The following is a 25,916-nucleotide window of genomic DNA, read 5'->3' as shown; positions in this document are numbered from 1 at the left end:
ATACGGCATTTTGAGGGAGAGATTTTGTTGGGGCGGCTGGCGGTTTTGTGGCGGGGGTTTGGATCGGGCAACCCCGGAATGGGAAAGATGTATCCGAAGGTGCAATAAGCTCGACTTTCGGGTCATTGTAATCCCCCGGAAGTTTGTAACAATAACCACGATGTAAAAGTCTTGTTGCCGGCGGAAGGGGCTGGCAGCCTGGAAATCCGAGGAGTGGGTGTGAATTCGTCGATTGTGTTGGTGTCTGCGGTGTTGGCTTCGTTGGCGGTGGGCGTTCTGGTGGCTTACGGAGTCTGTATCGCCATGTTTAGCGCGTTCCAGATGCATGCGCGTCAGATCGCTGGGAATGCTGCTCGTCAGGTGACGGCTGCGGTGCAGGTCTTGAAGAGCTAGGCGGCGCTGCAGAAGGGCTGACAGTCGCGGTCTGTTTGAAGTTCAATCACACATCTGAATGCTATTGCGGAGGAGCTGTCTGGCGGAGGCGCTGGAGCTGCTCGTAGATCTGCTGGGGCGTTTTGACGCCATTGGGGGACTCCGGCTGGGACCCGTCGGTCGGATTCGCTGAAGCTGGTTCGGCCGGGGTGATGGGTGGAGCCGTCCTGTTGCGGGGGGAAGGTGGTTCGGCGGAGGCAGCAGGCGGAGGCTCTGATGCTGATTGAGCGTCGTCGGTGTCGGGTTTGTCGTCGAAGGCCTGCGCGTTGGGGTTAGGCGGTGTGGGACCACCCTGGCGCGGGGTGAGAATGAGTTGTGCCGGGGTTGCGCCGTCGCGTGCCAGGAGGAGCATGTTGCTGCCGGTACCGTCCAGTAGCTCGGCCAGTATCTGACTGGGGGCGTCGGGGCCGTATTTGCCGAAGACGCGTTCGTCGACGACCCCTCCTATGATCTTGATGCCGGTCTCGTGGGAGATTTGACGGAGGATCTGGTTGAGGCTGGAGTTGTCGGCGGTGACGGAGAGGATGCCGTTGGCGAGGGTGACCTGAGCGTGCTTTGGTTGTTCCTGGGCTGGGGTGAGAGGTAGGGCTGGCGTGAGCGGCGCGGGTGCGCTGGTTGGGGCTGTGGGCGGCAGGGTGGACACTGACTGGACTGAGGGTGTGGCCTGCGGGGCCGGGTTGGTCTGGGCCGGGGTCGGCTTGGCTGACAGCAGAGCGGAGAGGGTGAAGCCGACGCAGGTGACGAAACGAATTGGCGTGATGCTCTGCATGTGATAGTAGGACGGGTTGTGGCGAAGGAAGGTCATCCGATGGGACGAGATGCTGTCATGAATCAGTTTATCAATTAGGTGATCCAGGTTATCGATCTAACTTATTGTGTTGTGGACGAGGTGCGGGAAGCCACTTTTCTTTCACATCCAGCTGATGGCCCGTTTGGTCTGGAGCGGGAGATGCTGGATTTCGGGCAGTGTCCTAATTTTGATTTTGCGAAGAGTGCAAGTTAGACGATCCGTTCTGTAACATGGCGGATGAGGTGCCGCTATGGGCATCGAAATCAAGGTGTTACAGCGCGATGACGAGAGCATTCTGACGAACGTCGCCGAAGAGGTGTTCGACAATCCAATTGATGCGGACCTGACCAGGGAATTTCTTGAAGACTCTCGACATCATATAGCTGTTGTTATCGACGATGGGTTGGTCGTCGGTTTCGCATCGGGAGTCCACTACATCCACCCAGACAAGGGGCCAGAGCTGTGGATCAACGAGGTCGCGCTTGCACCGACTCATCGACATCGCGGGCTGGGCAAAGCCGTGCTACGAGCTTTGCTCGAGGTAGGCCGAGCTCAGAACTGCACGGTCGCATGGGTTCTGACCTATCGAAACAACGTCTCCGCAATGGCACTTTATTCTTCGGCCGGTGGGGTTGAAGGAGCTGACGACTCGGGAGCCGACAGTACTATGCTGGGATACTCGTTCGCCCTAGAGGACGGGTCTAAATCGGGTTCACAGTAGGTGAATCCCAGGGAGAATCTTCGGTGTAGCTTTTCCGTCAAGCAAAGCTGTTCTTCGCGGCTGCGGGCTTGATTAGAGTAACTGTGAAAGGGACATCCTGTCTGGATTTATGGAGTGGCTGTAGACTGGGGAGGCCTTTCGCGTGGCTCGAATCGGGCATCTGATTCCTGTGAGTTGGGGCATGGCGACAGGCTGATAGGGCGGGCGTGATGATGAGACGGAAGACTGGATTGCTGGCGTTGGTGTTGTTGGTGGGAGGGGTGGCGTCGGCTGAGGTGTGCACGACGCAGTCGCAGATGACGGGGCCGGAGCGGGAGGCTTTAGCTGCTGCGGCGCGTGGGCTGGCGGCGAAGGTGCAGGCCGGCGATGTGAGTGGTCTGCGTGCGGCTACGGCGGCGGAGTATGCGAAGGACTTCGGCGGCATTGGAGACGTTGTTGGAAGTACCTCTGCGCATGTGAAGGGCGGCACGTTGAAGGTGGAGCAAGTGTACGTGCTGGATGGAACGCAGCTGAAGCGGGCGGCGGATGGGTCGGTGCCGGATGCGCAGTTTTTCTGCTCGCTGAATAAGTCGGTGGCCGAGGCGGATTTTATAATCTCGGGGCTGGCTCCGGGGCGGTATGGATTTGCGATTGTGGATGTCGCGGATGGCAGCGCGCCGTGGCGGCTGTCGTTTTTGCTGCGGCAGGATCAGGGGCAGTGGGTGATGGCGGGGTTTTATCCGAAGCCTTTGCTGGCGGCGGGTCATGATGGGCTGTGGTACTGGACGCAGGCGCGGCAGATGACGCTGCAGAAAGAACGTTGGAATGCGTGGCTGTATTACCAGCAGGCGGAGAATCTGCTGCGGCCGACGAATTTTATTCAGAGCACGCATCTTGAGAAGTTGAAGGCGGAGCAGACGGCGGTTGCTCCGCCTGCGTTGTCGGAGGGCGTGAGTGCCGAGTCGCCACTGGTGGTGAAGGGGGCCGATGGCGCGGAGTACCGGTTTACTGCGCTTGGCGTGGATGACTCTTTGGGGAACGACAAGGTGGATGTGACGGCGCACCTGAAGGTGGACGAGCTTGGCGATGCGGCTGCTGCACGAAAGCGCAATGCGGATGCGATGGCAGCGCTGGTGGCTGCTTATCCGGAGTTGCGGAAGCCGTTTCATGGAGTGTGGATGATTGCGGAGGTTGTTGGTCAGAACCCCTTTGCGACGGAGCAGGCGATGAGCCAGATTCATTGAGCGGATAGATGGTCCGCTGGGTCCATTTTTTTGATCTTCTCCCGGCGGTTGACTGGGTAGTGATATCTTGAGAATCGTTTTAGCAGGGCAGTAAAGAATGCGCCGGACCAGGACTCACGACCAGAACTCCGGACCAAGACTCACCTTCCAGGGTAGGACTGTCACTCTATTGATAGGGACGAGAAAGAGAACAATGACAAAAAATAAAAAGACGCTGAGTCAGGCAATTCAAGAGCGCAGGGCGACACCGAGTTTTGATAGTGCGCCGATTCCTGCGGAGGATCTGCGGCAGATTCTCGATGCGGGTCTGCATGCTCCGAGTGGGTACAATCTTCAGCCCTGGCGATTTGTGGTGGTGCAGTCGGCGGAGCAAAAGAAGAAGCTGCGTGGGGCAAGCTATAACCAGGGCAAGGTGGAAGAGGCGTCGGCGGTGATTGTGGCCTGCGGCGATTCAGATGGGTGGCGCAAGGATCTGGACCTGATCCTGGAGCAGGGGCGCAAGGGCGGGATGCCGGAGAGCTACGCGGCGCAGGCACAGAGCAGCGTGCCGAACTATATGTCGAGCTTCAGCAGCGGACAGATGCAGGCATGGCTGAACAAGCAGGTGATGCTGGCGTTTACGCACATGATGCTGATGGCGGAGGTGATGGGATACGACACCGCGCCGATGGAGGGGTTCGAACAGGATAAGGTGCATGAGGTGTTGCGTCTTCCGCTGAGTTATTGGGTGGTGGCGCTGCTGGCGATTGGACATGCCAAGGGTCCGGACAAGTTCGATGGCGGGCGGTTCGAGATAGGACATACGGTGTTTGGAGAAGAGTTTGGCAAGCCTCTGAAGCTGTAAGTGGAGATGACCTGGCTATGAAGCTTGCACTGCGCGTTCTGGTTGTAGTTTTGCTTTTGGCGGCGGTGATTGGGCTGGCCTTTTACCGGTATCCGCTGTGGTTTGCGGATCAGCATACTCGATTTCATCTTTGGCGTCAGGGCGTGAAGAGCGACTATATCGAAGCTGGGGGGTACAGGCTTCATTACTTTGAGGCGGGCTCTGCGGATGGGACTCCTCTGGTGCTGGTGCATGGGCTGGGGGCGCGGGGGGAAGATTGGGGGGCGATGATTCCCGCGCTGGCGGCGCAGGGATTTCATGTGTATGTGCCGGATCTGCTGGGATATGGAAGATCACCTAAGCCGAATGTGAGTTACTCGATCTCACTGCAGGAGCAGACGGTGGCCGCGTTCATGCAGGCGGTGCATGTTTCGCGGGCTGATGTGGGTGGATGGTCGATGGGCGGATGGGTGGCGATGAAGCTTGCGCTGGATCATCCGGAGATGGTGGACCGCCTGATTGTGTATGACAGCGCGGGGCTGTATTTTCCGGCTACGTTTGGGCCGGAGCTGTTTACTCCGAGCGACCCGGCAGGGGTGAGGAAGTTGATTGCGATTCTTACGCCGAAGCCTCGGGTGATTCCGGACTTTGCGGCGGAGGCGATGGTGCGGAAGCTGCAGGGGAATGCGTGGGTGGTGAATCGGAGTACGGCTTCGATGATCGGTGGGCGCGATCTGCTGGACTTTCGTCTGCATGATATCTCGCAGCCGATGTTGATTGTCTGGGGCGCGCAGGATGAGTTGATTCCGCTGGCGTCGGGCGAGGCGATTCATCGGGGGGTGCCGCAGTCTGTGCTGGATGTTGTCGAGGGGTGCGGGCATCTGGCTCCTGCGGAGTGCGCTAAGCCGGTGGTAGAGGGGACGGTGGAGTTTTTGCGGTCGCAGCCGCCTATGCGTGGGGGTGGTCGGACGTTTGCTGCGGGGTCCTTTTGAAAGATGTCCTGCCGGACGGGCCCACTTCGCTAGGCCACCCCGCAAACGAAGACCTGTTTGCGGGGACCCCGGTTCGGGCGGTCACTTCGTGACGCGTGTACCCCTTCGGTTGGTCCCTCCCGTTGGTCGGTGGGAGATTGTGCCGACCAGCGGAAGGACCTTAGAGCTCATCCTGTCGTGACCGGTATACACGTCACGAAGTGACCGCTCTCCGCGCAGGAGGCGCGTCCGGCAGGGACGATAGCATTAGTCGGGTTGCCACTGGTAGGCGTTGGGTTGTGGCAGGCCGATGTGGGCCAGGACTCGGTGGACGAAGTTGCGGGCCATCTCCTGCGTGCTTTGCGGGTGGTTGTAGAGGGTGGGGATGGCAGGGAAGATGGTGGCTCCGGCGTCGGAGGCTAGCTGCATGTTGCGGATGTGGATGCGGTTGAAGGGCGTCTCGCGAATGCAGAGGATGAGGGGGCGGTTCTCTTTGAGGCAGACGTCGGCGGCGCGGTGGATCAGGTTTTGCGCGAGGCCGTTTGCGATGGATGCGAGGGTGCCCATGGAGCAGGGGAGGACGACCATCGCGTTGGTGGGGTAGCTGCCGCTGGCGATGTTGGCTCCGATGTCGGTTTCGGCGTGCTGCTGGAGTTTGGGGCAGGGAGCGCCGAGGAGCTTTTCTGCGAGGTCGTTGCGGCCGCTGAGGTTGAGCTCTTCGGCGAAGACGCGGAGGGCGCTGTCGGAGGCTACGAAGTTGATCCTGGCGACGCGGTTGTCGGCGGCGAGGGCACGGAGGATCTCGGCGGCGTAGATGCTGCCGCTGGCCCCGGTGACGGCGAGGGTGATGTTGGTCGGGGCTTCGGTGTGGAGGGACTGTGGCACAGAATGATTATCGCTGATGGGTGGAAGGCGTAACGGTGATCAGAGGGATGAGAGGCTGATAAGAGCGGGGTGCTGGGTTCAGGGTTCAGGGTTGCTGGTTGCGTAGGGCGTAGGCGATGAGGGTTTGGCCGTGGAGGTTGTGGGCGGCGTTGTAGGCGTGGTTGCTGGCTTCTTCCTGGGCGGGGATGGTGGGGTCGAGTTCGCACGCGGCGATCTCTTCCGTGGTGGCGTGGATGAAGCAGAGCTCGCAGGTGGCGAGGTTGACTTCGCCGTTGTCGCCTTCGCTGCGTATGGGTGGGCCGAAGGTGCGGCAGAGGATGGGGCGGTGCTCGTAGAGGTCGCAGGTGCCGTGATCGGGGTCGAGGACGGGGCAGGGCTCGTCGTTGGCGAACTCTTCGAAGAGGATGGCGGCTTCGTGGTCCTCGTTGAGGATGCCGGTGGTGAGGTCGCCGGGGAACCAGGGGTCGAGGCGGGTTAGGGAGTCGGCTACTCTTGCGCGGATGCGTGCGGCTCTTTGAGGGTCTGTTGTTTCGAGGAGCGTGAGACCTTCGTGGAGGCGGGCTGCGTCTTCGTGTGCGATGGGGAAGACGCCTATGCAGCATTGGGAGCAGCCGGGATGGCAGACGAGGTGGTGGCCGCCGCGTTGGTAGGCGTCGGCTAGGGCGGTGTCTACGATCTGGATAAGGGTGTCTGACATTTGCAACGAAGTGGAAGGATTTTCGTTTTACGCGGATGCTCACATCTCAGAATCTGTGTCACACCATTTGCAAAGATCATTCGTGTGGAAAAGGGAAACGTGCGCTCGTTGTCCATTTCTTTCCATTGATCTCTACCGCTTGTTTTGGTTGCAGCTTCGCTACAAACGTTTTGTACTCAGCAAGTTTTGCAATGGGTATGAACAAATTGTATCCGTCCTTCGTTTGGACGGAGCGGGCATCTCTAACAGTCGGAAGATCGGCTGGCCACTTTGTACTGGATTTTGCGTAGGCAAATGGCCATATGATTACTTCGAAAAAAGGGGGCTGCCAAGTTTTTGGATCGCTGACGCGAAAAGCGAATAGTGTTTCGAATGCCGTCTGCAGATCGGAAGGTAGTTTTCTTATAGGTAGATCTGGAATGCTATGGCGAAGTGGACCGTACACGGAGACTGTCTTGAATCCGTTTGCAGTGTTTACGACGAGAACATTGGTTGGCATATCAGTAGCATCGACAATGCTGTACCAATCGTTGAATTCGGAAGCGTGATCGAGATGCGAGAGTGAGAGCAGATTTTCTATTTCGATTTTGGAAAGGTGGCCTGATACATAGTGGCCAGATCGTTGATCTCCCTGCCAATAGATTACGGTCCCATCGACGTAAAGAGCGAAGGACGGAGAATCGGAGCAAATCGCCATCGCCCAAGGATTGTATTCCGTGAGGAGAACGATCGGCTGTAAGCCTTTCCATCGATTTTTTTTGTTCGATGCGGAGGGGCCGCAGTGTTGGGCATGCATTGTTGAAACCAACGTAGCCAAGAGCAACGCAATTCGAAGGAAGTAAGTGGAGCGTCGCGCAGTCCTTCTTGTAGTGTTCATCAGTTTCTTAGACTGTGGAAGCGACTATAAGGTTCCGCAGTGCGGAAATGCAGGTTTCGCACCGCTTATTGGTCGCCATTTCCAAGGGGCCTCTTAGGGAATGATGCGGTCGTGGCGGAGGCGGGTGAAGAGGTCGAAGAAGCTTTCGTCGGTGGGTTGGTAGTCGAGGAAGCCGAACTTGCGGCTCTTGCTCATGTCGGTGACGACTTCGATGGGGCGGCCGAGGTCGGCGTCGGTGTGCCAGGCGGAGGCGAGGTTGTTGAGGTTGGGCTCGATGAGGTTGTGGGATTTTGCGATGTTGCTCCAGATCTCTTCGGTGCCGGCCAGTTGCTGCTCGAGTGGGGTGGCGTGGCCGGGGAAGGGAGCGGGTTCGATGCCGAACCAACTGGCTAGGCGAGGCCACATCCAGCTCCAACGGAAGACGTCGCCATTGACTACGTTGAAGGCGTGATCGCGCGCGGCGGGAGTTGTGGAGGCCCACTCGAGATGGCGGGCGAGGAGTCTTGCGTCGGTCATGTCGGTGAGGCTGTTCCACTGGGTTGCGGAGCCGGGGAAGAGGAAGGGGCGGCCGGTTTCGCGGCAGATGGTGGCGTAAACCGCGAGGGTGACGCCCATGTTCATCGCGTTGCCGAGGGCGAAGCCGACGATGGTGTGGGGGCGATGGATGGTCCAGTTGAAGAGATGATGAGTGGCAGAGGCGAAGAGCTCGTCCTCCTGCGCGTAGTAGAAGTTTTCGATGTCGAGGCGGGGCTGCTCTTCGCGGAAGGGCGTGGCGGGGAGATTGCCTTTGCCGTAGGCCTCGAAGGGACCGAGGTAGTGCTTGAGGCCGGTGACGAGGGCTACGTGTTTGACTGACTTTGTATGAGAGACGGCTTGGAGGATGTTGCGCACCATCGCGGAGTTGACGCGAATGTTTTCGGCTTCGGTGGGTTGGCGGAGCCAGGTGGTGAGGAAGAGGTGAGTCGGCTTGAGGCCGGCGACGGCGGAGCGCAGAGCGGAGGGATCGAGGAGATCGGCGGCGATGAAGTTTACGCCTTCGATGTTGTTCGCCGGGCGACGGGCGAGGCCGTGTACCTGCCAGCCGTTGGCTAGGAGTTGCTGCGCGAGGTTAATGCCGACGATGCCGGTGACTCCGGCGATGAGTGCGGTGCGGGACATGGGAGATCCTTTCGGTCAAGCGGCTGACTGCGATTGGATGACGTTTGCGTGTGGGGTGATTCGGAGGAGGGTTGTGCGCTCGATGGCGCGTTCGATTACGTGTTTTGCGGCACCGGCCTGGTTTGACGATTGACTGTGCGGCCGGCGCCACGTTGCTAGACAGCTTTGCGCTGGAAGGTTGTTTTTTTGGTTCCGGCGAAGGAGTCCTTCGCCTTGACGGAAGCGGTCGATGATCCGGCGAGGGCCTTGTCGCCGCCTTTTGCCTGAGCCGCGGCTTTTTCGCGTGCGGCCTGGAGCTTCTGTGCCTTCGGGCTTAGCCCGCGTGTCTTAACTTCGGCTGCTTTTGGAATGAAATCACTCATAGAGAGATCGTATAACGGGCTGATGGTTTTCGAACAGGGCTCGGCTTCAACGCTGTCGCGAGGGCGAGTGTTGGGGTGAGCCGCTTGCTGGGTGTGTTCGGAGTTATTTTGCCGGGTGCGGCTTGACGCCGGTCCAGGTCCAACTGCGGATCTTCCAGCCTGCCGGCCCCGCGTGCAGGACGAAGGTCGCCTGGCCTTCTTCGGCGAGAGGTTTGCCGTGCTCCTTGTAGAGGTAGAGGGTGGGGATGATGACGTAGGCGAGGTCGTCTTCGATCTCGGTGCGGGTGGGGGCGTCGTATTTGACGATGCCGTCAGTGACGCCTGTGGCTGCTGCGTGCTTTTCGTAGTCGGCGGCCCATTCGTGAGCGGCGTGGGGGCCTGTCCATCGGTGAGGAGGGAACTCGTCGATGATGGTGATGTCGCCGTCTTCGTAGGCGGCGAATGCTGAGTGGGTATCGCCGCTGTTGAAGCCATCGACGAACTGGCGGATTGGTGTCATCACGTCTGCTGGTTGGGCCGCGATTGCGCTACCGATCAACAGGGCACTTGCGAACAGTGCGAGGGTTGCTTTCTTCATGAAGAACTCCGATCGGCTAGGCATGCCTTCGAATCGTAACAAAGACTATGGAAGCGGCTACCAGATTGATTTGAGCTCCCAGAGTTGGCCTTCGCTTTGGATTGGCTTGGCGTCGTCGGGGAAGATCTGGATCTGAAGATTGTTGGAGACGGGGAAGACGAGGTCGGTCATGGCGATGGTGCCGTCCTGGGCGAAGGCTTCGACGGAGGACCGGTCGACGATGAGGGTGAGGTCGTAGGGGCGCGTGGTGACGAGCGGCGCTTTGGTGCGGACGGGGAAGTCCGGACTGATGGCTGCGCCTGAGTGGGTGCGATCGATGTAGAACTCTTTTTTGGCGGTGTCGAAGGCTACTTCGGTCCAGTGCTGCGGGTCGGAGAAGATCTTGAGGCCGAAGACGGGTTCGACGGGATGGCCGAAGTGGAGGCGGATCTCGAAGGGAGGCTGGAGGGTATGTTCGCTCCCGTAGAGGGCAGAGGTGTTCGTGGAGAGGGCAGAGATCTCGTAGTTTTTTCCTCGGAGGGGAGCGACGATGGGCTCCTGTTTGAGAGCCAGACCTGCGGGGTCGCTGATATAGGAGAGACGGCGGGGAAGGCTCATCTGTCCTCGCCAGGGAGTGGTGGGAATCTTCGCGGCGTACTGCCAGTTGCTCATCCATCCGAGGAGAACTGGCTTCTGATCTTTGGGCAGGTTGTTGAAGTTGATGGCGCAGTAGTCGTCTTTGCCGTAGTTGGTCCAGCCGTGGGAGCCGCGGAGGCGTGATTGATGGAAGGATTTGCCGTCGAAGTCGCCGAGGAAGTACTGCTCGCCGGAGCCGCCTTGCGGAGCTCCTGGGTTGAGGCCTACTTTGAGGGCCCAGATGCTTTTGGCGCTGTTGGACGCGGGGATTCGGATGAGGTCGGGGCACTCCCAGTCGCCGTTGATGTCGCCGGTGGGTCCGAAGTCGCTTAGCTGTGTCCACTGCTTGAGGTCGGTGGAGGAATAGAAGCGGATCTTATGCTCTTTGGGCAGGGAGACGGCCATGATCCAGTGGCGCGCGATGGGATCCCAGGAGACGCTGGGGTCGCGAAAGTCGGCCATGTGGAGATCGAGGACAGGGTTGCCGGGGTACTGTGCCCAGTTGCGGCCTTTGTCGAGGCTGACGGCGAGGTTTTGGGTTTGGCGGATGCCTTCTGAGGTTTGGGTGTGGCCGGTGTAGATGGCGACGAGGCAGTCGCCGTGAGTGCAGAGGCCGCTGGTGTTCTGATGATCGACGACGACGCTGCCGGTGAAGATCATGGTGTTGTCGTGCTCGGGGATGGCGACGGGGAGCTCGTGCCAGTGGAGGAGGTCGGTGCTGACGGCGTGGCCCCAGCTCATGTGTCCCCACTGGTCGCCCTCGGGGTTGTACTGGAAGAAGAGATGGTACTCGCCCTGGTAAAAGACGAGGCCGTTGGGGTCGTTGGTCCAGTGCTCTTCGGGGGAGAAGTGGACCTGCGGGCGGTAGGGCTGGTCGTAGTCGGGGTTCTGCGCGGCGAGGGGCAGGACGAAGAAGGCGAGGGTGGCGGCTACTTGGATTACTTTGCGAAACGGCCTCTTCTGCATGAGAACTCCCCTAGATGGGATGCTGGAATTGGATGAGGAAGAGCGCTCGCTCTGGTGGAAATTTCTATTGGTCGAGGACGCGGGCGAAGATGGCGTCTACGTTGGCTAGCTGGCGGTTGTAGTCGAAGGCGCGGGCTAGTTTTTCGGGGGAGAGGCGACTGGTGATCTCGGGGACCTTGGCGATCTCGTCGCGGAAGATGAGGTCGTTCTTCCAGGAGTTCATGGCGTGGCCCTGGACGAGACGGTAGGCGTCTTCGCGGGACATACCGGATTCGGCGAGGTCGAGCAGGAGCTGGCCGGAGAAGATGAGGCCGCCGGTGGACTCGAGGTTCTTCAACATGCGGGCGGGGTAGACGAGGAGCTTGGCGATGAGGTTTTCGGTTTTGGCGAGGAGGTAGTCGGCGAGGATGGTGGAGTCGGGGAGGATGACTCGCTCGGCGGAGGAGTGGGAGATGTCGCGCTCGTGCCAGAGGGCTACGTTTTCGAATGCGATTTGTGCGTTCGCGCGGATAACGCGGGCGAGGCCGCTGATCTGTTCGCTGGTGATGGGGTTGCGCTTGTGGGGCATGGCGCTGGAGCCCTTTTGTTTTTCGGAGAAGAACTCTTCGGCTTCGCGGACCTCGGTGCGCTGGAGGTGGCGGATCTCGGTGGCGATCTTGTCTAGCGTGCTGGCGAGGACTGCGAGGGTGGAGATGTAGGCGGCGTGGCGGTCGCGCTGGACGACTTGCGTGGCGATGGCTACCGGTTTGAGACCTAATTGGTTACAAATTGCTTCTTCGTGTTCGGGCTTGAGGTGGCCGAAGGTGCCGACGGCTCCGGAGAGCTTGCCGACGCGGAGGTCTTCGGCGGCGGCGTCGAAGCGGGTGAGGTTGCGCTGCATCTCGGAGTACCAGAGGAGCAGCTTGAGGCCGAAGGTGGAGGGTTCGGCGTGGATGCCGTGGGTGCGGCCGATGATGGGGGTGTGCTTGAACTCTATCGCGCGTTTTTTGAGGGTTTCGGAGAGGGCTACGATGCCGGCGCGGATGATGGCGGAGGCTTCTTTGAGCTGGAGAGATTGCGCGGTGTCGACGACGTCGGTGCTGGTGAGGCCGTAGTGGAGCCAGCGGGAGGCTTCGGGGTCGGCGATGTGCTCGGCTACGGTGGTGGTGAAGGCGATGACGTCGTGACGGACTTCGGCTTCGATCTCGTTGATGCGGTCTACGGTGAAGGCACCCTTGTCGCGGATGGTGTCGGCGGCGGACTGGGGGACGAGGCCGAACTTTGCGAGGGCCTGGGAGGCGGCTACTTCTACGGTGAGCCAGCACTGATATTTGTTGGCGTCGGACCAGATGCGGCCTAGCTCGGGGCGTGTGTAGCGGGCGATCATGTTGGTTCCTTCTTCTGAAAAAGTGTCGCGCTGCGAAGAGAGAGAGCAATGGCACAAGCGAAAGCAAATACGGGGATCCTTCGACTGCGTTGCTCACATAGTGCCGTGAGCAACTTCGCTCAGGATGACGACTTCAAGTAGATGTGTGTCCAGGGCTGCACAGATTTACGAGTTCAAGAGTTTTACGAGTTCACGACGCCGAGGAGGTCGGCCATCTCATCGTGGAGGAAGCCTTCGCCGGGGCGGTAGGGCTGGACCCACTTGCCGTCGATGACGAACTGGGGGATGGCGCGCTTGCCTACGTTGGCGATGACGAGGTCGGCGGCGCCGGGGGTGTTCTCGATGTCGATCTCTTTGTAGGGGATGTTGTGCGTGGTGAGGAAGCGCTTGGCTTCGCGGCAGTCGCGGCACCAGGAGGCGGAGTAGACGGTCAGATCCATAGAGTTCTATTTTACCTGTTGCGTGGCAGGGGCCGTTCGGGCAGCTCAATTACAATCCTGCTATGTCGCAGCTTAGAGAGCTTCTGCTGGCGCATATTGGTTACTCCGCGTGGGCTACGCGCCGGGTGCTGGAGGCCTGCTCGCCGTTGACGGAGGAGCAGCTTGGCCGCAACTGTGGTGCGTCCCATTCGAGTCTTCTGCAGACATTTCGCCATAGTCACGACGGGGAGAAGGTTTGGCTTCGCCGGCTGGTGGAGGTGGACAATGATCGCCTGCCTCGTGGCTCTGCTCCTGAGCACTCGTTTGAGTCTCTGGTTCAATCGTGGCCTGAACTTTGGGAGGGTTATCGTCGGTGGCTCGAAGCGGCTTCTGAGGATGATCTGACGTTTGAGCTCTCCACAATTTTGCCTGATGATGCCGACTTCCGCGTGCCTCGCTGGCAGATTGTTCTTCACGCAGTCAACCATTCGAGCTTCCATCGTGGGCAGATTATTACTATGCTTCGCGGCTTTGGGGTGCAGCCTCCTAATACCGACTTGACCGCTTATTACGCTACGCACTAGACCCGGTTGTCCTGCCGGACGGGCTCGCTGCACGCGACGCGGCCACTCGTGGCGGGTTTACCTTTTCTTGCGATTGCTACGGTGCTGGCCCTCCCGTGGTCGGGATTGACTTTATTGCTCGTGGTAGTTGCGGATCAGGCCGCCGTCGACGAAGTAGGTGGAGCCGGTGACGTAGGCGGCGTCGTCGGAGGCGAGGAAGAGAGCGAGGCCGGCGACTTCTTCTGGTGTGCCCATGCGGCCTAGCGGGATGTTGGCGAGGAGGGCGTCGAGCTTGGGTTTGTCTTCCATGAGCTTGGTGTTGATTGGGGTGGCGATGGCGCCGGGGGCGATATTGTTGACGGTGATGTTAAGAGGGCCGAGCTCGACGGAGAGGTCGCGCATGAGCATGCGGATGCCGCCCTTGGAGGCGCAGTAGGTGGCGAAGTTGGGGAAGACCATGTCCTCGTGGACGGAGGAGATGTTGATGATGCGGCCGGGAAGTTTGGCGTCGCGGAGGCGGCGGACGAAGGCCTGGGTGAGGAAGAAGGCGCCCTTGAGGTTGACGTTGAGGACGGCGTCGTAGTCGGCTTCGGTGACGTCCCAGAAGGCGGCTTCTTTTTCGATGCCGGCGTTGTTGACGAGGATGTCGCCGCGGCCTAGCTGGGTGTAGGCCTGATCGACGAGGTTTTGCGTGTCGGCGAGGTTGGAGACGTCGGCTTTGACGAGGATGGCTTTGCCGCCGGCGGCTTCGGCTTTGGAGACGGTCGCCTGGGCCTGGTCGATGTTGTTGCGATAGTCGACGACGACTGTGGCTCCTTCGCTGGCGAAGCGGATGGCGATGGCCTGGCCGATGCCGGAGCCTGAGCCGGTGACGATGGCTACTTTGCCTGCGAGACGACCTGACATGGAAGGCTCCTATCTTTTGGTGGATTTTTTGGCGGTCGACTTTGTAGGGGCTTTCTTTTTTGCGGGAGCTTTCTTCGTGCCCTTCTTTGCTGTTTTCTTTGGAGCTTTTTTTGCTGCGGATTTTGTGGCTGGCTTTTCGGATTCTGGTTTTGTTTTGGCGATGATTTCGGAGAGGAGAGTTTTGGCTTTTTCTAGTTCGGCGTGGCGCTCCTGCGATAGATTTTTGCCGGCGCGGTTGATGTAGAAGTTCAGCATCTGCATGCCGGAGGCGGGACCTTTAGGCGAGACCTTCTTTGTGGCGAGGGCTTTGGCTATAGAGGAAGCGCTCTTTTTGAAGAGGTCCTCGTCGGGATGGGTTGAGTCGGTGTCTACCTCTGCGGACCACTTTTTCTTTGTTGCCATGAGTGTCTCCTTGACCGTCTCTCTGCTCGCTGCTTCGTTTTGTAGGATGCGAGCTTGTGACTTTTCCTGGCGGCGTTTGCGAAAAAAAGTTGTGAGGAGGGCGCTGCACTCTTCGGCGAGGAGGTTGGGGGTGACTTCGACTTTGTGGTTGAGCTGGGGGTGGTTCATGACGGAGAGGACGCTGCCGCAGGCTCCCGCTTTGGGGTCGGGTGCGGCGTAGACGAGGCGGGTGATGCGCGCGTGGAGGATGGCACCGGCGCACATGGCGCAGGGTTCGAGGGTGACGTAGAGGGTGCAGTCTGCGAGGCGATAGTTGCGGAGGTGGAGGCCGGCGAGGCGGAGGGCGACGATCTCGGCGTGGGCGGTGGGGTCGCTGTCGCGGAGGACTCGGTTCTGGCCGCGGCCGATGATCTTGTCTCCGTGGACGACGATGGCGCCGACGGGGACTTCGCCGTTGGCTTCGGCGTCGTTGGCTTCGGCGAGGGCCTGGCGGAGGTAGGCTACGTCGTTTTCGCTGGAGGGCATGGGAGGCTAGTTTAGATTTGCTTTGAGTTGATTGCGCCTAGTAGAGATTTTGGCCGGCTTCGGATTCGAGGGCATCGAGGAAAGATTGCATGATGTGAAAGCGGGGTATGGCGAGGGCTCTGGAGGTGTCGAGTTTGAGTTGATCGGGGAGAGTGGTGAGTTGTTTTTTGAGCGCCGCGTGAGCTTCGGTGAAGGTCTCGAAGCGGGTGTCGCTGCCGAGTTTGGCGAGGGTGCGGGTGATTCCGATGGCGCCGAGTTGTTCGAGGATGTCGGCGTCGCGGGCGATGGTGGCCTCGACGGTGAGGGGTGTGTCTTGCGGCTGGTGGGTGCGGATGACTTCGAGGACGGCGGGGATTTTTTCTGCGGGGAAGCCGGCTTCAGTGAGGATGGCGGGGGCTTTCTCGATGATGTACGTTACGTGGTTCCAGGTCTTGAGGGCTTCGGGGTCTTCGGGGCGTTGGCCGATGAAGACGCCGAGGTCGTGGAGCCAGACGGCGGCGAAGACTACGTCGTCGTCGTAGGTGAGGGCTGGACCCAGTCCTGCGCCTATCTGTTGGGTGAGGGCGTAGAGGCGGGGCTGATGGCCGAACTTGTGGGTCGGGTTTGCGTGGGTGGCGATGTAGTTCTCGATGGCGGCGCGGTAGGGGGAAGTCTGCGGCGGGTTAGCGGTCATTAGAAGTTCTCAATCCAAGTCCTGAAAATTTGAATTATTCGCCCCAGTTTGGACGGATCCCCATAACCCTGGAATCTTCCGTCTATACAGTTGCACCGAATCCAATCTGAATCACCGTTCGATTCATTGAGGATCTGATAGTTAGGAAGGATGGCGTAGGGCGTGTCGTTTAGATCAATCGCTACGTGCCAGCCAGGATTGTCGACTGTCTCAATCGTAATTCCAAATTGGTGCTCCCATGTTCCATTGCAGTGTTTCTGATACCACGACTCTAGCCATGTGAAGTTGTCCATTGTTCCTCGACGAAGTTATGCGGGCTCCTGTTGGCTGAGGCAGTGGAGGGTGCCGAGGCCCCAGACGAGGTCGACGGCGTGGATGCCTATGATCTCGCGGCCGGGGAAGCAGGCGGCGAGGATGTTGAGGGCGTGGCGGTCGTTGGGGTCGTTGAAGGTGGGGACCAGGACGAGCGAGTTAGCGATGTAGAAGTTGGCGTAGCTGGCTGGGAGGCGCTGATTGTCGAAGGTGACGGGTGCGGGCATGGGGAGCTCGACTATTTCGAAGGGCTTGTTGTCGAGATTGCGGAAGCTGCGGAGGCGGTCGAGGTTTTCGGCCAGGGGGAGATGATTTTCGTCGTGGCTGTTGGGCTCGACGGCGGTGAGGATCTTGTTTTCGCTTACGAAGCGGGTGATGTCGTCGACGTGGCCGTGGGTGTCGTCGCCGGCGCAGCCTTTGTGGAGCCAGAGAACCTTTTCGATGCCAAGGTAGTCGTGGAAGGCTTGCTCGAGGCGGACGCGCGTTTCGGCTTCAGTGCCGAGGCCGGGGTTGCGCTGCTGGATCTCGGAGAGGAGGCACTCTTCGGTGGTGAGTAGGAGGCCGGCGCCGTTGGTGTCGATGCTGCCGCCTTCGAGGACGAGGCGGTGGGGGTGGCCGATGTAGTTGACGCTCTCGGGTTGCGACTGGGGCATGTTGTAGAGCTTGGCGACGTGATTGGGGATCTGGTCGTCGCGGTGCCAGTTGTCGTACTTGGCCCAGGCGTTGAAGTGCCAGTTGGTGATGGCTAGCTCGCCTTGCGGGTGTCTGGTGGAACCTTCGGTCATCTTCTTGACGAAGATGGGGCCGGAGTCGCGCAGCCATACGCGGTCGGTGGGCCAGTGGTGGAAGTGGAGGCGGGCGAGGTTGGCTCCGGCACGGCGGAGGAGGTTGGTGGCGCGGCGCTCGGCGGCGAGATCGTTGACGAGGATGTGTACGTCTTCTACGCGGGAGAGGTGGCGGACGATCTCGCTGTAGACCCAGGGGATGGGTTGGAACTTGCCGGGCCAGTCTTCGGCATTGTGGGGCCAGGCGATCCAGGTGGCGGCGTGTGGGGACCACTCGGCGGGCATGCGGTAGGTCGTCGGCTTGTCGTTGGTTCTGGTCACTTGAATGCTGCTCCTTTGAGTTCTGCTTCTCGCGGCGAGGTACCCCTCCCTCCCCGTCTAAAGTATGCAAAGTCTTCCATCCAAAAGACTTTGCCCTGTACTTCGGTACGCGTCAGCGGCAGGGTACCAGATTGGAGTTGATCTCTGCTGAACCGGGCTCATGCTGAGCTACTGATTAAAGTATAGCTGGCGGGATGGAACTGATACGCCACATGGATGTCGTTGATTGGCGGCAGGTTGGGTGGGTTTGGGGGTTGACAGATCGCGGTTGGGTTTCGGGAGGGACTACTTTTCTTTGAAGACGAGGTAGGTGGTGGTGATGCCGGGGGCGAGCTTGATCCAGTGGGGGATGCCGGCGGGGATGTGGACGATGTCTCCGGCTTGGAGGAGGACTTCTTTTCCGCCTTCGATGCCGGAGCCGAGGGTCTCGCCGGGGCGGCCGGGGCCGTTGTTGGGGTGCTCTCCCTGCATGGTGCCGCCGGTGACGAGGGTGATCGTGCCGGTTTTGATGACCATTTGATCGGCGAAGAGTTGGTGGCGCTCGGATTCGCCGGTGCTGGTGCGGACTACGAGGAGGGTGTAGTCGTTGCCGTAGTCTTCGAGTCTGCCGATTGCGAGGCCGGTGGGGCTTGCCTTCGCGGCTTCTAGGAGTTTGGCCTCCCGCTGCTGGAGGTCAGTTGCGGTGTGGATGATGGGTTCGGTTTGGGCGAAGGCGGGAGAGGTGAGGAGTGTGAGGGAGAGGACGATGCGAGGAAGCATTCTGACTCCTTGGCGGATTGCGGGTATTGAGAGAGAGCATACCCCAGGGGCTAAAGCCCCTTTCTTCCTGGCCGCAAGGGATGGACAAGCCTGAAGGCTGGGCCTATCTAGATGCGGTTCGCGCTTTCGCGCGAATGCCCATTCATGCGATGAGACTGCATGAATGGGGCACCCGGCACACGACTTCACGTCGCTACTGTGGGTAAGCCAAGTTCGTCTTGACCTAACCACTGCCAATTGGAGGTTTCGCTGGTTGTAATCAGAGTACTTCTTAGGATGAACAGTGCCAGCTGAATTGCCTGGAAACCGTCTTGGCCAAAGATCGTTATATCTTCAACGAGATTTATTGTTGGCCCTTCCACCGTAAAGCGGCATCCATATGCGCCATCTGCTTCGATGGGTGCATATAGGACAGTTAGGACTTCGTGTGTGGTTTCGTTTGCAAGGCACGTAAACGTTCGAAGGCCGATCGGTTCACTCTTCATAGAACCTCGGTCTTAATCCAGAAAGCGGCTGGTGATGCCGTTATAGGCGTCGATGCGGCGGTCGCGGAGGAAGGGCCAGTTGCGGCGAGTGTCTTCTTGGAGCTTGAGGTCGATCTCGGCGATTAGGATCTCTTCTTTGTCGTGGCTGGCTTGGGCGATGACTCGGCCGAAGGGGTCGGCGATGAAGCTGCCGCCCCAGAACTCCAGGCCGGATTGTGGGGTGTGGTCGCCTGGGCCGCGCATTTCTACACCATCGTGGACTACGTCGCCGTGCTCGTGGCCCACGCGGTTGACGGCTCCGACGAAGACACCGTTGGAGATGGCGTGGGCGCGCTGGGTGATCTGCCAGGCGGAGTACTGGGCTTCGCCGTACTCGGCTTTTTCGGTGGGGTGCCAGCCGATGGCGGTGGGGTAGAAGAGGGTGTTTGCGCCGCGGAGGGCGGTCTCGCGGGCGGCCTCGGGGTACCACTGGTCCCAGCAGACGAGCGTGCCGATGTCTCCCTGGGTGGTCTTCATGGCTTTGAAGCCGAGGTCGCCGGGGGTGAAGTAGAACTTCTCGTAGTAGAGGGGGTCGTCGGGGATGTGCATCTTGCGGTAGATGCCCTTGAGGCTGCCATCGGACTCGAGGACGGCGGCGGTGTTGTGGTAGAGGCCCGGGGCGCGGCGCTCGAAGACGCTGGCGATGACGACTACTTTCTCTTCTTTGGCGACGGCGCTGAGGCGCTCGGTGGAGGGGCCGGGGATGGACTCGGCGGTGTCGAAGAGGGCGTGCTCTTCGCGCTGGCAGAAGTATTGGGCGCGGAAGAGCTCGGGCAGGCAGATGACGTTGGCTCCGGCGCGGGCGGCCTCGCGGACACGGTCGGCGGCTTTGTCGAGGTTTGCTGCGGTGTCGGGGACGCAGGACATCTGGATGAGGCCGATGCGTTTGTTGGTGGTGGTCTTGCTGTTGGTTGTCGTCATGATGATCCTGATTCAAGTTTATAGGCGTTTGTGCGTGAGGTGAGGATGTGGGCGGCCAGGGAGTGGGTAATTTGCGAGAGCTTAATCTTTTGGATGATTTGGCGCCTCGATGGAAAGCGGTTCGCGCGGGGCGCGAATGCCCACTCATGCGGTGAGACTGCATGAGTGGCACCCGGCTTTGATTGCCGGAGGACACTGAGTCTCTGTCAGTGTCCTCCGGAGTTTAGTTCTTCGGCGGGACTGGGACGGTGCGAGCTATCGGCTCGAGGCGATTGGAGCTTTGGAAGGGGAGCATCCAGCCGGGGTATTCGGGTGGGAGCGCGCTTACTTCGTCGAGCTGCTTGAGCTCTTCGGTGGCTAGCTTGAGGTCTACGGCTGCGAGGTTGTCTTCGAGTTGGTCGAGACGTTTGGCTCCGATGATGATGGAGGTGACCACTGGCTTCGCTAGGAGCCACGCGAGAGAGATGCGGGCGGGGCTGCAGTTGTGAGCCTTGGCGATGGGAGCCATGACGTCGAGGATGCGCCAGGTGCGCTCTTTGTCGACGATGGGGAAGTCGAACTCGGAGCGGCGGGAGCCTTCGGGGCGCTGGTTTTCGCGGGAGAACTTGCCCGAGAGAAGGCCGCCGGCGAGTGGGCTCCAGACGAGGAGGCCGGTTTTTTCGGCTTCGAGTAGGGGAACTAGGTCGCGCTCGAGATCACGGCCAGCGATGGAGTAGTAGGCCTGGAGGGTGTCGAAGCGGGCGAGGTTTTTGAACTCGGAGATGCCGAGGGCTTTGGCGATCTTCCAGGCCTGCCAGTTGGAGACGCCAATGTAGCGGATCTTGCCCTGCTGGACGAGAGTGTCGAGGGCGCGGAGGGTCTCTTCGATGGGCGTGACGGAGTCGTTGCCGTGGATCTGGTAGAGGTCGATGTGGTCGGTCTGGAGGCGGCGGAGGCTGGCGTCGACGGCGTCCATGATGTGGCCGCGGGAGGCGCCGACGTCGTTGCGGCCGGGGCCGGTGCGGCCGAAGACTTTGGTGGCGATGACTACGCTGTGGCGCGCGATGTTGAGAGTTTTGAGGGATTGGCCGAGGGCCTTTTCACTCTCGCCTTCGGAGTAGACGTCGGCGGTGTCGAAGAAGTTGATGCCGGCGTCGATGGAGGCTTTGATGAGCTGGTCGGCTCCGGCCTGATCGACGGTGCCGATGGCGCGGAAGAGGCCGGTGCCGCCGTGGAAGGTCATGGTGCCGAAGCAGAGGGTGGAGACGAGGAGGCCGGTGTCACCGAGAGTCTTGTATTGCATGGTTATCCTTTTCGCCGAGGGTTCGGACGGACATTTGATTAGACGTGTTTGAAGCGGACCACGATTCGGGCGCATGGATTCAGGCGCATGGAAGTGCGGGGGGCGCAGATGTCCTTTGCGTTGGATGACGGAGTTCGCTTTCTTGCCGGTGAATTTTCTGTTAGTTTTGAGGTGTGGAGCGGTTTGATCAAGGTCAGGCGCGCCCTCTTCCAATCACCTAAAAACATCTTTCCCGGCAGTTGCAGTAAGACGTGTATCTCATTGCAGAAGGAGTGTTATTTTGAGCGAATTTCGTGATTTTCTGGAGCTTTCCTACGGCGAACTTGAGGACCTGAACCTGGCGGCCAAGGAGCAGCGCAGGAAGCGGGTGGCAGCCGATGTGATTCGTGAGGAACGGCTGAAGTACCTGACCGATGAGCGGCGGATCAAGGCTGTGACAGTTCTGTTCAGCGATCTCGAAGGTCGTCTGCACATGCTGGACTACGACAAGAAGTTTTTGGTGAAGAGCTACGACAACCTGACCTTCGATGGCTCGTCGATTCGCGGATTTACGGCCCAGCGGGAGAGCGATCTGCGGCTGGGGATCGACTGGAGCGCGTTTTACTGGGTGCCGGCGGATGTTTTTGGCGCGGGCAAGGTGATGGTGTTCGGCGAGGTGATCGACAAGAACGGCGCGACGTACAACGCTGATATTCGCGGAGTGTTGAAGGCTTTTTCGCAGGAGCTGTTCGATAAGAGCGGCTACACGCTGAATGCGGCGAATGAGATTGAAGGATTCCTGTTTGAGGGAATCGATGCTGAGCGAAGCTATCACGAGACGGGCAGCTTCGAGTATGTGAACAAGGGCGGGTACTATCACTCGCTGCCTGGCGATCCGCTGCGGGAGTTTATCGATACGACGGCTGAAGTGCAGCGGGCGATGGGCTTCGAGAACGAGAAGGACCATCCTGAGGTTGCGCCTTCGCAGTTCGAGATCAACTACAGCTATGGTGAGGTGGTTGCGGCGGCGGACCAGATTCAGCTCTACAAGCTGATCTGCCGGCAGGTCGCGACGCAGATGGGGATGACGGCGAGCTTTCTGCCGAAGCCTGTGGTGGGCGTAAACGGCAGCGGCATGCACACGAATGTCTCGATTACCAAGGGCGGGAAGAATCTGTTCTGGGATCCAAAGGGCGAGGAGAAGATCTCGAAGATGGCGTGGCAGTTTACGGATCGCATTTTGACGCATGGCAATGACATCTGCCTGCTGCTGAATGCGAGTGTGAACGCATATCGTCGGCTCGATCCGCACTTTGAGGCTCCGAATCAGATCAAGGCTTCGGCTACGGATCGCGGGTCGATGGTTCGGATTCCGATCGGGAACGAGAAGTCGGCGCGTGTGGAGGTGCGTTCGGTTGGGCCGGATGCGAATCCTTACCTGGCGCTGTACTCGATCTTCAAGAGCGGGCTGCATGGGGATACTTCGAAGATCAAGAACCTGCGTCAGGCGGAGCGGTATCTGCCGGACAATGTCTATACGGCGCTCGAGAACTTCCGTGCGGCGGAGTGGACGACGGAGCTGCTGGGCGAGGATGTGAAGGCCCGGTATGCGGATCTGAAGCAGGCTTCGGCGGATCGCTGTGCGCGGCTGCTGGGGACGATTGTGAAGGCGCCTGAGGTGCAGTTCCATCACGATGTTTATAACCAGCTGCTTTGGAATATCTTTTAGCGGTTGTCTCAAAGAAGGAAGGGCCGATGAGATCTCTCGTCGGTCCTTTTCTTTTTGATGGTCGCGAAAGATAGCGCGTGCTAGAGTGTTACCGACATGAAGACTTGGGCCTTGTTGAGTTTCACGGCTTGTGGAATTAGTTTGCTGCTTTGTGGTTGCGGTGGGGGAAGTACACCGGCGGTTGTAAGCCCATTGGCGGGAAATTGGCTTCTTGTAGGGCCGATGCCGACGAATGAGTTTTCGTTTCCTCCTGCTCCTCCTACTCCGAGTGGGGTCAGACTTGCGATGACCTTCGATGTGGCGGGCGACCAAGTGATCGCGGGAGGTTTCGGTAGTAATTTCTGCGACAACGTTGAGGCGGGGTTCGAGTTTGGGGACGTGGCAGGCGGGATTCTTGCTACGGATGGGAGCTTTACAGTGGCTCCGACAACCTCTCCTCTTGAAGCGGTATCGATCAAGGGTACGGCTCCCAAGGGAAGCGGAGAGCCCTGGTCCGGCAGTTACACCGTATCTTTGGGCGGCGCACATCTGCCTGCATGCGATGCGAATTTTTCAGGAACATTCACAGCAATATCGTTTCCATTGGTTAGCGGCGTCTATGTTGGAACCGGGAGCACACTGGCGGGCCCGAATGGCGTTCCGAAGGCAGTGCCACTCACATTCGAAGTGACGCTGCAGCAGGGCGGCACAGTGACGAATCCGGGGAACGGAGCAGCTTCGAACTATTTCAGCAGCGCTTTGCTCATAGGTAGTATCAAGGTGCAAGGATCTCCTTGCTTCAGTTCGGGCGCGACGCAATCCACGCCTGCGAGTGCTGTCTTCGGCAATATGGTGGAGGCGAGATTCCTGATGGATGACGGCTCTACGCTTATCGTTTCTGGCCCGTTGACCGATGTTACGGAGAGCCACATTGCGACGGGCATCGTTCTGGTCGAGGGAGGGAAGTGCGGCGGTTTCTCGAATGCTATCGAACTCCGTGGGTTGGATCGTCAGAGTTGATTCAATCAAGAGATGACTGGGCTTGTGGTTGACACAGGCATTGCGCTGTTGCATTCTGCTGCTGTCGTGCGGATGGAGGATTTCTCTTGGATACGGAACGGTCTTCCTTGTTTGCTCCTGCTGCGATGGTTGGAGTTTGTCTGCTGCTGGGGCTGGTGTTGGGTGGATGGGTGCTGGGGTCGCAGATCAAAGACCTGAAGCTGGCGGACCGGTATGTGACGGTGAAGGGGCTGGTGGAGCGGACGGTGAAGTCGGATACGGCGATCTGGCCGGTGAGCTTCAAGGAGGCGGGGAACGATCTGCCGCAGGTGTTTGCGAAGAGCGAGACGGATAAGAACTCGGTGCTGAAGTTCTTTGCGGCGCAGGGAGTGCAGCCGAACGAGATCTCGGTAGGGCAGATCAAGGTGACGGACAAGTTGGCGAATGAGTACGGCGGAAACAATACCGGGCCGCGGTACATCGTGGAGCAGACGGTGACGGTGCAGTCGAAGGACGTGGATAAGATTGCGAAGGCCGGGCAGAAGACGGCGGAGTTGGTGCAGGCGGGGATCGTGGTGGGCGGAGGGAACGGGCAGCAGGGCGGGATTCGGTATGAATTCACGGGGCTGAATGCGCTGAAGCCGGACATGATTACCGAGGCGACGCGGAATGCGCGGGCTTCGGCGGATCGGTTTGCGGCGGACTCGGGGAGCCAGGTGGGATCGATTCGGTCGGCGAATCAGGGAGTGTTTTCGATCTCGGCTGCGGAGAGTGGTGCGGCTGCGGGCGATGAGGGCGATGGTGGCGGGACCAATGCTGACGCGAGCATCATGAAGAAAGTACGGGTAGTTGCGACGGTGGATTATTACCTGGTTCGATAAACGAACGCGTATGCCGCATACCGGTTGCCACTCGTCTTGCGCGGATGGTAGCCTCGGTCTTCGATTTCTTCTGCGGAGACGATGACGATGCAAACAAGCTACAACGGAATTCCAGTGCCGGCGAATGGGCAGGCGATCGAGTACAACAACGGAAAGTTTACGATTCCCGATCATCCGATTATTCCTTTCATCGAAGGAGATGGAACGGGGCGGGATATCTGGAAGGCGTCGCAGCGAGTGTTCGATGCTGCCGTGGCGAAGGCTTATGGCGGGAAGCGTTCGGTTGCCTGGTACGAGGTGCTGGCAGGGGAGAAGGCCTATCGCCAGACGAAGAACTGGTTGCCCGATGACACGGTGAAAGCTACGATGGATTTTCGCGTGTCGATCAAAGGGCCGCTGACGACGCCGGTGGGCGGGGGGATTCGCAGTCTGAATGTGGCGCTGCGGCAGCTGATGGATCTTTACCAGTGCGTGCGTCCGGTGAAGTACTATGCGGGCGTGCCGAGTCCGGTGAAGGCTCCGGAGAAGCTGAATGTGGTGATCTTTCGGGAGAATACGGAGGACATCTATGCGGGGATTGAGTTTCGTGAGGGGACGCCGGAGGCTCAGAAGTTCATCGCGTTTGTGAACGATGACATGCTGAAGGGGACCAAGAAGAAGATTCGGCTGGACTCGGGTGTGGGCGTGAAGCCGATCTCGATTACGGGGTCGAAGCGGTTGGTGCGGGCGGCGATTCAGTATGCGCTGGACAACAAACGCAAGACGGTGACGCTGGTGCACAAGGGGAATATTCAGAAGTTCACCGAAGGGGCGTTTCGCGAGTGGGGGTATGAGGTTGCGTCGCAGGAGTTCCGCGCACAGACCGTCACGGAACGGGAGAGTTGGATTCTGGGGAACGTGGAGGCGAATCCGAAGCTGACGCCGGAGCAGAACGCTGCGCTGATTGAGCCCGGCATTGAGTTCGCCGCCAAGGAGTTTGGGGAAGAGGTGATCGCCGAGGTGAAGTCGGTTCTGGCTTCGATCGGAGAGTCGCACGGCGGTGGTAAGTGGAAGACGAAGATCCTAATCAATGACCGGATTGCGGACTCGATCTTTCAGCAGATTATTTTGCGGCCCGAGGATTACAGCGTGCTGGCAACGACGAATCTGAATGGGGATTACATCTCGGATGCTGCTGCGGCTCAGGTGGGCGGATTGGGCATTGCGCCGGGTGGCAATATCGGCGATGGGTATGCCGTGTTTGAGGCGACTCATGGGACTGCGCCGAAGTACGCCGATAAGGATGTCATCAATCCTGGGTCTGTCATTCTTTCGGGTGTGATGCTGTTTGATTTTCTCGGCTGGACGGAGGCTGCGCGACTGATCGAGTCTTCGATGGAGAAGACGATAGCGCAGAAGTTCGTGACGTATGACTTTGAGCGTGGGATGCAGGGCGCGACGAAGGCCAAGACGAGCGAGTTTGCCAGTCGTATGATTGAGAATATGGGCTGAGGA

General features: G+C 59.5%; 29 protein-coding genes. 10 read left to right on the top strand and 19 right to left on the bottom strand.

Annotated elements, in window-relative coordinates; all coding sequences use genetic code 11:
• Positions 1-219 precede the first annotated feature (219 nt).
• On the top strand, positions 220-393 hold the full coding sequence (locus tag HDF09_RS05305; RefSeq protein WP_183763480.1) for a hypothetical protein: 174 nt from the start codon (positions 220-222) through the stop codon (positions 391-393).
• Between the two features lie 61 nt (positions 394-454).
• Here the strand turns inward: HDF09_RS05305 and HDF09_RS05300 are convergent, their stop codons facing one another.
• A complete protein-coding gene (locus HDF09_RS05300) occupies positions 455-1,237 on the bottom strand; it encodes a hypothetical protein (protein WP_183762454.1) in 783 nt (260 codons plus the stop codon).
• A gap of 235 nt (positions 1,238-1,472) precedes the next feature.
• Here HDF09_RS05300 and HDF09_RS05295 point away from each other — a divergent pair, with 235 nt between their 5' ends.
• The 4 genes from HDF09_RS05295 (at position 1,473) to HDF09_RS05280 (ending at position 4,981) form a co-directional block, all read left to right on the top strand.
• The gene (locus tag HDF09_RS05295; RefSeq protein WP_183762451.1) at positions 1,473-1,943 is read left to right on the top strand and encodes a GNAT family N-acetyltransferase; all 471 of its coding nucleotides are present in this window, start codon (positions 1,473-1,475) and stop codon (positions 1,941-1,943) included.
• Between the two features lie 209 nt (positions 1,944-2,152).
• Positions 2,153-3,166: a hypothetical protein gene (locus HDF09_RS05290; protein ID WP_183762448.1), complete on the top strand. Its 1,014-nt coding sequence runs from the start codon at positions 2,153-2,155 to the stop codon at positions 3,164-3,166.
• Positions 3,167-3,359: 193 nt separating this feature from the next.
• The gene (locus HDF09_RS05285; RefSeq protein ID WP_183762445.1) at positions 3,360-4,010 is read left to right on the top strand and encodes a nitroreductase family protein; all 651 of its coding nucleotides are present in this window, start codon (positions 3,360-3,362) and stop codon (positions 4,008-4,010) included.
• 17 nt (positions 4,011-4,027) lie between these two features.
• On the top strand, positions 4,028-4,981 hold the full coding sequence (locus HDF09_RS05280) for an alpha/beta fold hydrolase (protein WP_183762442.1): 954 nt from the start codon (positions 4,028-4,030) through the stop codon (positions 4,979-4,981).
• A gap of 246 nt (positions 4,982-5,227) precedes the next feature.
• On the opposite strand, the gene HDF09_RS05275 is transcribed toward HDF09_RS05280, so the two are convergent.
• From HDF09_RS05275 to HDF09_RS05235, 9 genes are all read right to left on the bottom strand, one after another.
• Positions 5,228-5,845, bottom strand: coding sequence for a UbiX family flavin prenyltransferase (locus HDF09_RS05275; RefSeq protein WP_183762439.1), 618 nt, complete (start codon positions 5,843-5,845; stop codon positions 5,228-5,230).
• Positions 5,846-5,930: 85 nt separating this feature from the next.
• Positions 5,931-6,542 (bottom strand): YkgJ family cysteine cluster protein, encoded by a 612-nt coding sequence (locus HDF09_RS05270; RefSeq protein WP_183762436.1) that lies wholly within the window; start codon positions 6,540-6,542, stop codon positions 5,931-5,933.
• A gap of 76 nt (positions 6,543-6,618) precedes the next feature.
• Positions 6,619-7,419: a hypothetical protein gene (locus HDF09_RS05265; protein ID WP_183762433.1), complete on the bottom strand. Its 801-nt coding sequence runs from the start codon at positions 7,417-7,419 to the stop codon at positions 6,619-6,621.
• A gap of 93 nt (positions 7,420-7,512) precedes the next feature.
• Positions 7,513-8,577, bottom strand: coding sequence for an SDR family oxidoreductase (locus HDF09_RS05260; RefSeq protein WP_183762430.1), 1,065 nt, complete (start codon positions 8,575-8,577; stop codon positions 7,513-7,515).
• A 155-nt stretch (positions 8,578-8,732) separates the two neighbouring features.
• Positions 8,733-8,939, bottom strand: a complete 207-nt coding sequence (locus HDF09_RS05255) for a hypothetical protein (RefSeq protein ID WP_183762427.1) — start codon at positions 8,937-8,939, stop codon at positions 8,733-8,735.
• A 103-nt stretch (positions 8,940-9,042) separates the two neighbouring features.
• Complete coding sequence (locus tag HDF09_RS05250) at positions 9,043-9,516, bottom strand: Cif family virulence factor (protein ID WP_183762424.1); 474 nt, start codon at positions 9,514-9,516, stop codon at positions 9,043-9,045.
• Positions 9,517-9,573: 57 nt separating this feature from the next.
• Positions 9,574-11,097 (bottom strand): glycoside hydrolase family 32 protein, encoded by a 1,524-nt coding sequence (locus HDF09_RS05245; RefSeq protein WP_183762421.1) that lies wholly within the window; start codon positions 11,095-11,097, stop codon positions 9,574-9,576.
• A 64-nt stretch (positions 11,098-11,161) separates the two neighbouring features.
• The gene (gene purB / locus HDF09_RS05240) at positions 11,162-12,463 is read right to left on the bottom strand and encodes an adenylosuccinate lyase (RefSeq protein WP_183762419.1); all 1,302 of its coding nucleotides are present in this window, start codon (positions 12,461-12,463) and stop codon (positions 11,162-11,164) included.
• A 182-nt stretch (positions 12,464-12,645) separates the two neighbouring features.
• The gene (locus tag HDF09_RS05235) at positions 12,646-12,903 is read right to left on the bottom strand and encodes a glutaredoxin family protein (RefSeq protein ID WP_183762417.1); all 258 of its coding nucleotides are present in this window, start codon (positions 12,901-12,903) and stop codon (positions 12,646-12,648) included.
• Positions 12,904-12,965: 62 nt separating this feature from the next.
• On the opposite strand from HDF09_RS05235, the gene HDF09_RS05230 reads away from it, so the two are divergent.
• Positions 12,966-13,466, top strand: a complete 501-nt coding sequence (locus tag HDF09_RS05230; protein WP_183762415.1) for a DinB family protein — start codon at positions 12,966-12,968, stop codon at positions 13,464-13,466.
• Between the two features lie 111 nt (positions 13,467-13,577).
• On the opposite strand, the gene HDF09_RS05225 is transcribed toward HDF09_RS05230, so the two are convergent.
• The 9 genes from HDF09_RS05225 to HDF09_RS05190 form a co-directional block, all read right to left on the bottom strand.
• Positions 13,578-14,351 carry an SDR family NAD(P)-dependent oxidoreductase gene (locus tag HDF09_RS05225; RefSeq protein ID WP_183762413.1) on the bottom strand — a complete coding sequence of 258 codons (774 nt, stop codon included), beginning with the start codon at positions 14,349-14,351 and terminating at the stop codon, positions 13,578-13,580.
• A gap of 9 nt (positions 14,352-14,360) precedes the next feature.
• On the bottom strand, positions 14,361-15,278 hold the full coding sequence (gene tadA, locus HDF09_RS05220) for a tRNA adenosine(34) deaminase TadA (protein ID WP_183762411.1): 918 nt from the start codon (positions 15,276-15,278) through the stop codon (positions 14,361-14,363).
• Between the two features lie 37 nt (positions 15,279-15,315).
• Positions 15,316-15,951 carry an HD domain-containing protein gene (locus HDF09_RS05215; RefSeq protein ID WP_183762408.1) on the bottom strand — a complete coding sequence of 212 codons (636 nt, stop codon included), beginning with the start codon at positions 15,949-15,951 and terminating at the stop codon, positions 15,316-15,318.
• Complete coding sequence (locus HDF09_RS21265) at positions 15,951-16,244, bottom strand: immunity 53 family protein (protein WP_183762404.1); 294 nt, start codon at positions 16,242-16,244, stop codon at positions 15,951-15,953. The genes HDF09_RS05215 and HDF09_RS21265 overlap by 1 nt, the downstream gene beginning before the upstream one ends.
• A 15-nt stretch (positions 16,245-16,259) precedes the next feature.
• Entirely contained in the window at positions 16,260-17,333 is a 1,074-nt protein-coding gene (locus tag HDF09_RS05205) for an agmatine deiminase family protein (protein WP_183763411.1), read from the bottom strand.
• 321 nt (positions 17,334-17,654) lie between these two features.
• Entirely contained in the window at positions 17,655-18,128 is a 474-nt protein-coding gene (locus tag HDF09_RS05200; RefSeq protein WP_183762401.1) for a cupin domain-containing protein, read from the bottom strand.
• Between the two features lie 185 nt (positions 18,129-18,313).
• Positions 18,314-18,613: a DUF6968 family protein gene (locus HDF09_RS21260; RefSeq protein WP_406704178.1), complete on the bottom strand. Its 300-nt coding sequence runs from the start codon at positions 18,611-18,613 to the stop codon at positions 18,314-18,316.
• Positions 18,614-18,625: 12 nt separating this feature from the next.
• Positions 18,626-19,573, bottom strand: coding sequence for a carbon-nitrogen hydrolase (locus HDF09_RS05195; protein WP_183762398.1), 948 nt, complete (start codon positions 19,571-19,573; stop codon positions 18,626-18,628).
• 223 nt (positions 19,574-19,796) lie between these two features.
• Positions 19,797-20,855 carry an aldo/keto reductase gene (locus tag HDF09_RS05190; protein WP_183762395.1) on the bottom strand — a complete coding sequence of 353 codons (1,059 nt, stop codon included), beginning with the start codon at positions 20,853-20,855 and terminating at the stop codon, positions 19,797-19,799.
• Between the two features lie 277 nt (positions 20,856-21,132).
• On the opposite strand from HDF09_RS05190, the gene HDF09_RS05185 reads away from it, so the two are divergent.
• From HDF09_RS05185 to HDF09_RS05170, 4 genes are all read left to right on the top strand, one after another.
• Positions 21,133-22,563: a glutamine synthetase family protein gene (locus HDF09_RS05185; RefSeq protein ID WP_183763408.1), complete on the top strand. Its 1,431-nt coding sequence runs from the start codon at positions 21,133-21,135 to the stop codon at positions 22,561-22,563.
• Between the two features lie 222 nt (positions 22,564-22,785).
• Entirely contained in the window at positions 22,786-23,562 is a 777-nt protein-coding gene (locus tag HDF09_RS05180) for a hypothetical protein (protein ID WP_183762392.1), read from the top strand.
• 86 nt (positions 23,563-23,648) lie between these two features.
• Positions 23,649-24,422: an SIMPL domain-containing protein gene (locus tag HDF09_RS05175; RefSeq protein ID WP_260180925.1), complete on the top strand. Its 774-nt coding sequence runs from the start codon at positions 23,649-23,651 to the stop codon at positions 24,420-24,422.
• Between the two features lie 87 nt (positions 24,423-24,509).
• Positions 24,510-25,913 carry an NADP-dependent isocitrate dehydrogenase gene (locus HDF09_RS05170; protein WP_183763402.1) on the top strand — a complete coding sequence of 468 codons (1,404 nt, stop codon included), beginning with the start codon at positions 24,510-24,512 and terminating at the stop codon, positions 25,911-25,913.
• Positions 25,914-25,916: the final 3 nt, after the last annotated feature.

Origin of the sequence: Edaphobacter lichenicola, from assembly GCF_014201315.1 — a bacterium.
In the GTDB taxonomy this organism is placed as follows: Bacteria; Acidobacteriota; Terriglobia; order Terriglobales; family Acidobacteriaceae; genus Edaphobacter; species Edaphobacter lichenicola_B.
This window is presented reverse-complemented; position numbering and strand designations above follow the sequence as displayed.

Coding starts and splice junctions, on each gene's coding strand:
- HDF09_RS05300 (WP_183762454.1), bottom strand. CDS start 1,237: ATGACCTTCCTTCGCCACAACCCGTCCTACTATCACATGCAGAGCATC.
- HDF09_RS05295 (WP_183762451.1), top strand. CDS start 1,473: ATGGGCATCGAAATCAAGGTGTTACAGCGCGATGACGAGAGCATTCTG.
- HDF09_RS05290 (WP_183762448.1), top strand. CDS start 2,153: ATGATGAGACGGAAGACTGGATTGCTGGCGTTGGTGTTGTTGGTGGGA.
- HDF09_RS05285 (WP_183762445.1), top strand. CDS start 3,360: ATGACAAAAAATAAAAAGACGCTGAGTCAGGCAATTCAAGAGCGCAGG.
- HDF09_RS05280 (WP_183762442.1), top strand. CDS start 4,028: ATGAAGCTTGCACTGCGCGTTCTGGTTGTAGTTTTGCTTTTGGCGGCG.
- HDF09_RS05270 (WP_183762436.1), bottom strand. CDS start 6,542: ATGTCAGACACCCTTATCCAGATCGTAGACACCGCCCTAGCCGACGCC.
- HDF09_RS05265 (WP_183762433.1), bottom strand. CDS start 7,419: ATGAACACTACAAGAAGGACTGCGCGACGCTCCACTTACTTCCTTCGA.
- HDF09_RS05260 (WP_183762430.1), bottom strand. CDS start 8,577: ATGTCCCGCACCGCACTCATCGCCGGAGTCACCGGCATCGTCGGCATT.
- HDF09_RS05255 (WP_183762427.1), bottom strand. CDS start 8,939: ATGAGTGATTTCATTCCAAAAGCAGCCGAAGTTAAGACACGCGGGCTA.
- HDF09_RS05250 (WP_183762424.1), bottom strand. CDS start 9,516: ATGAAGAAAGCAACCCTCGCACTGTTCGCAAGTGCCCTGTTGATCGGT.
- HDF09_RS05245 (WP_183762421.1), bottom strand. CDS start 11,097: ATGCAGAAGAGGCCGTTTCGCAAAGTAATCCAAGTAGCCGCCACCCTC.
- purB (WP_183762419.1), bottom strand. CDS start 12,463: ATGATCGCCCGCTACACACGCCCCGAGCTAGGCCGCATCTGGTCCGAC.
- HDF09_RS05235 (WP_183762417.1), bottom strand. CDS start 12,903: ATGGATCTGACCGTCTACTCCGCCTCCTGGTGCCGCGACTGCCGCGAA.
- HDF09_RS05230 (WP_183762415.1), top strand. CDS start 12,966: ATGTCGCAGCTTAGAGAGCTTCTGCTGGCGCATATTGGTTACTCCGCG.
- HDF09_RS05225 (WP_183762413.1), bottom strand. CDS start 14,351: ATGTCAGGTCGTCTCGCAGGCAAAGTAGCCATCGTCACCGGCTCAGGC.
- tadA (WP_183762411.1), bottom strand. CDS start 15,278: ATGCCCTCCAGCGAAAACGACGTAGCCTACCTCCGCCAGGCCCTCGCC.
- HDF09_RS05215 (WP_183762408.1), bottom strand. CDS start 15,951: ATGACCGCTAACCCGCCGCAGACTTCCCCCTACCGCGCCGCCATCGAG.
- HDF09_RS21265 (WP_183762404.1), bottom strand. CDS start 16,244: ATGGACAACTTCACATGGCTAGAGTCGTGGTATCAGAAACACTGCAAT.
- HDF09_RS05205 (WP_183763411.1), bottom strand. CDS start 17,333: ATGCCCGCCGAGTGGTCCCCACACGCCGCCACCTGGATCGCCTGGCCC.
- HDF09_RS05200 (WP_183762401.1), bottom strand. CDS start 18,128: ATGCTTCCTCGCATCGTCCTCTCCCTCACACTCCTCACCTCTCCCGCC.
- HDF09_RS21260 (WP_406704178.1), bottom strand. CDS start 18,613: ATGAAGAGTGAACCGATCGGCCTTCGAACGTTTACGTGCCTTGCAAAC.
- HDF09_RS05195 (WP_183762398.1), bottom strand. CDS start 19,573: ATGACGACAACCAACAGCAAGACCACCACCAACAAACGCATCGGCCTC.
- HDF09_RS05190 (WP_183762395.1), bottom strand. CDS start 20,855: ATGCAATACAAGACTCTCGGTGACACCGGCCTCCTCGTCTCCACCCTC.
- HDF09_RS05180 (WP_183762392.1), top strand. CDS start 22,786: ATGCCGACGAATGAGTTTTCGTTTCCTCCTGCTCCTCCTACTCCGAGT.
- HDF09_RS05170 (WP_183763402.1), top strand. CDS start 24,510: ATGCAAACAAGCTACAACGGAATTCCAGTGCCGGCGAATGGGCAGGCG.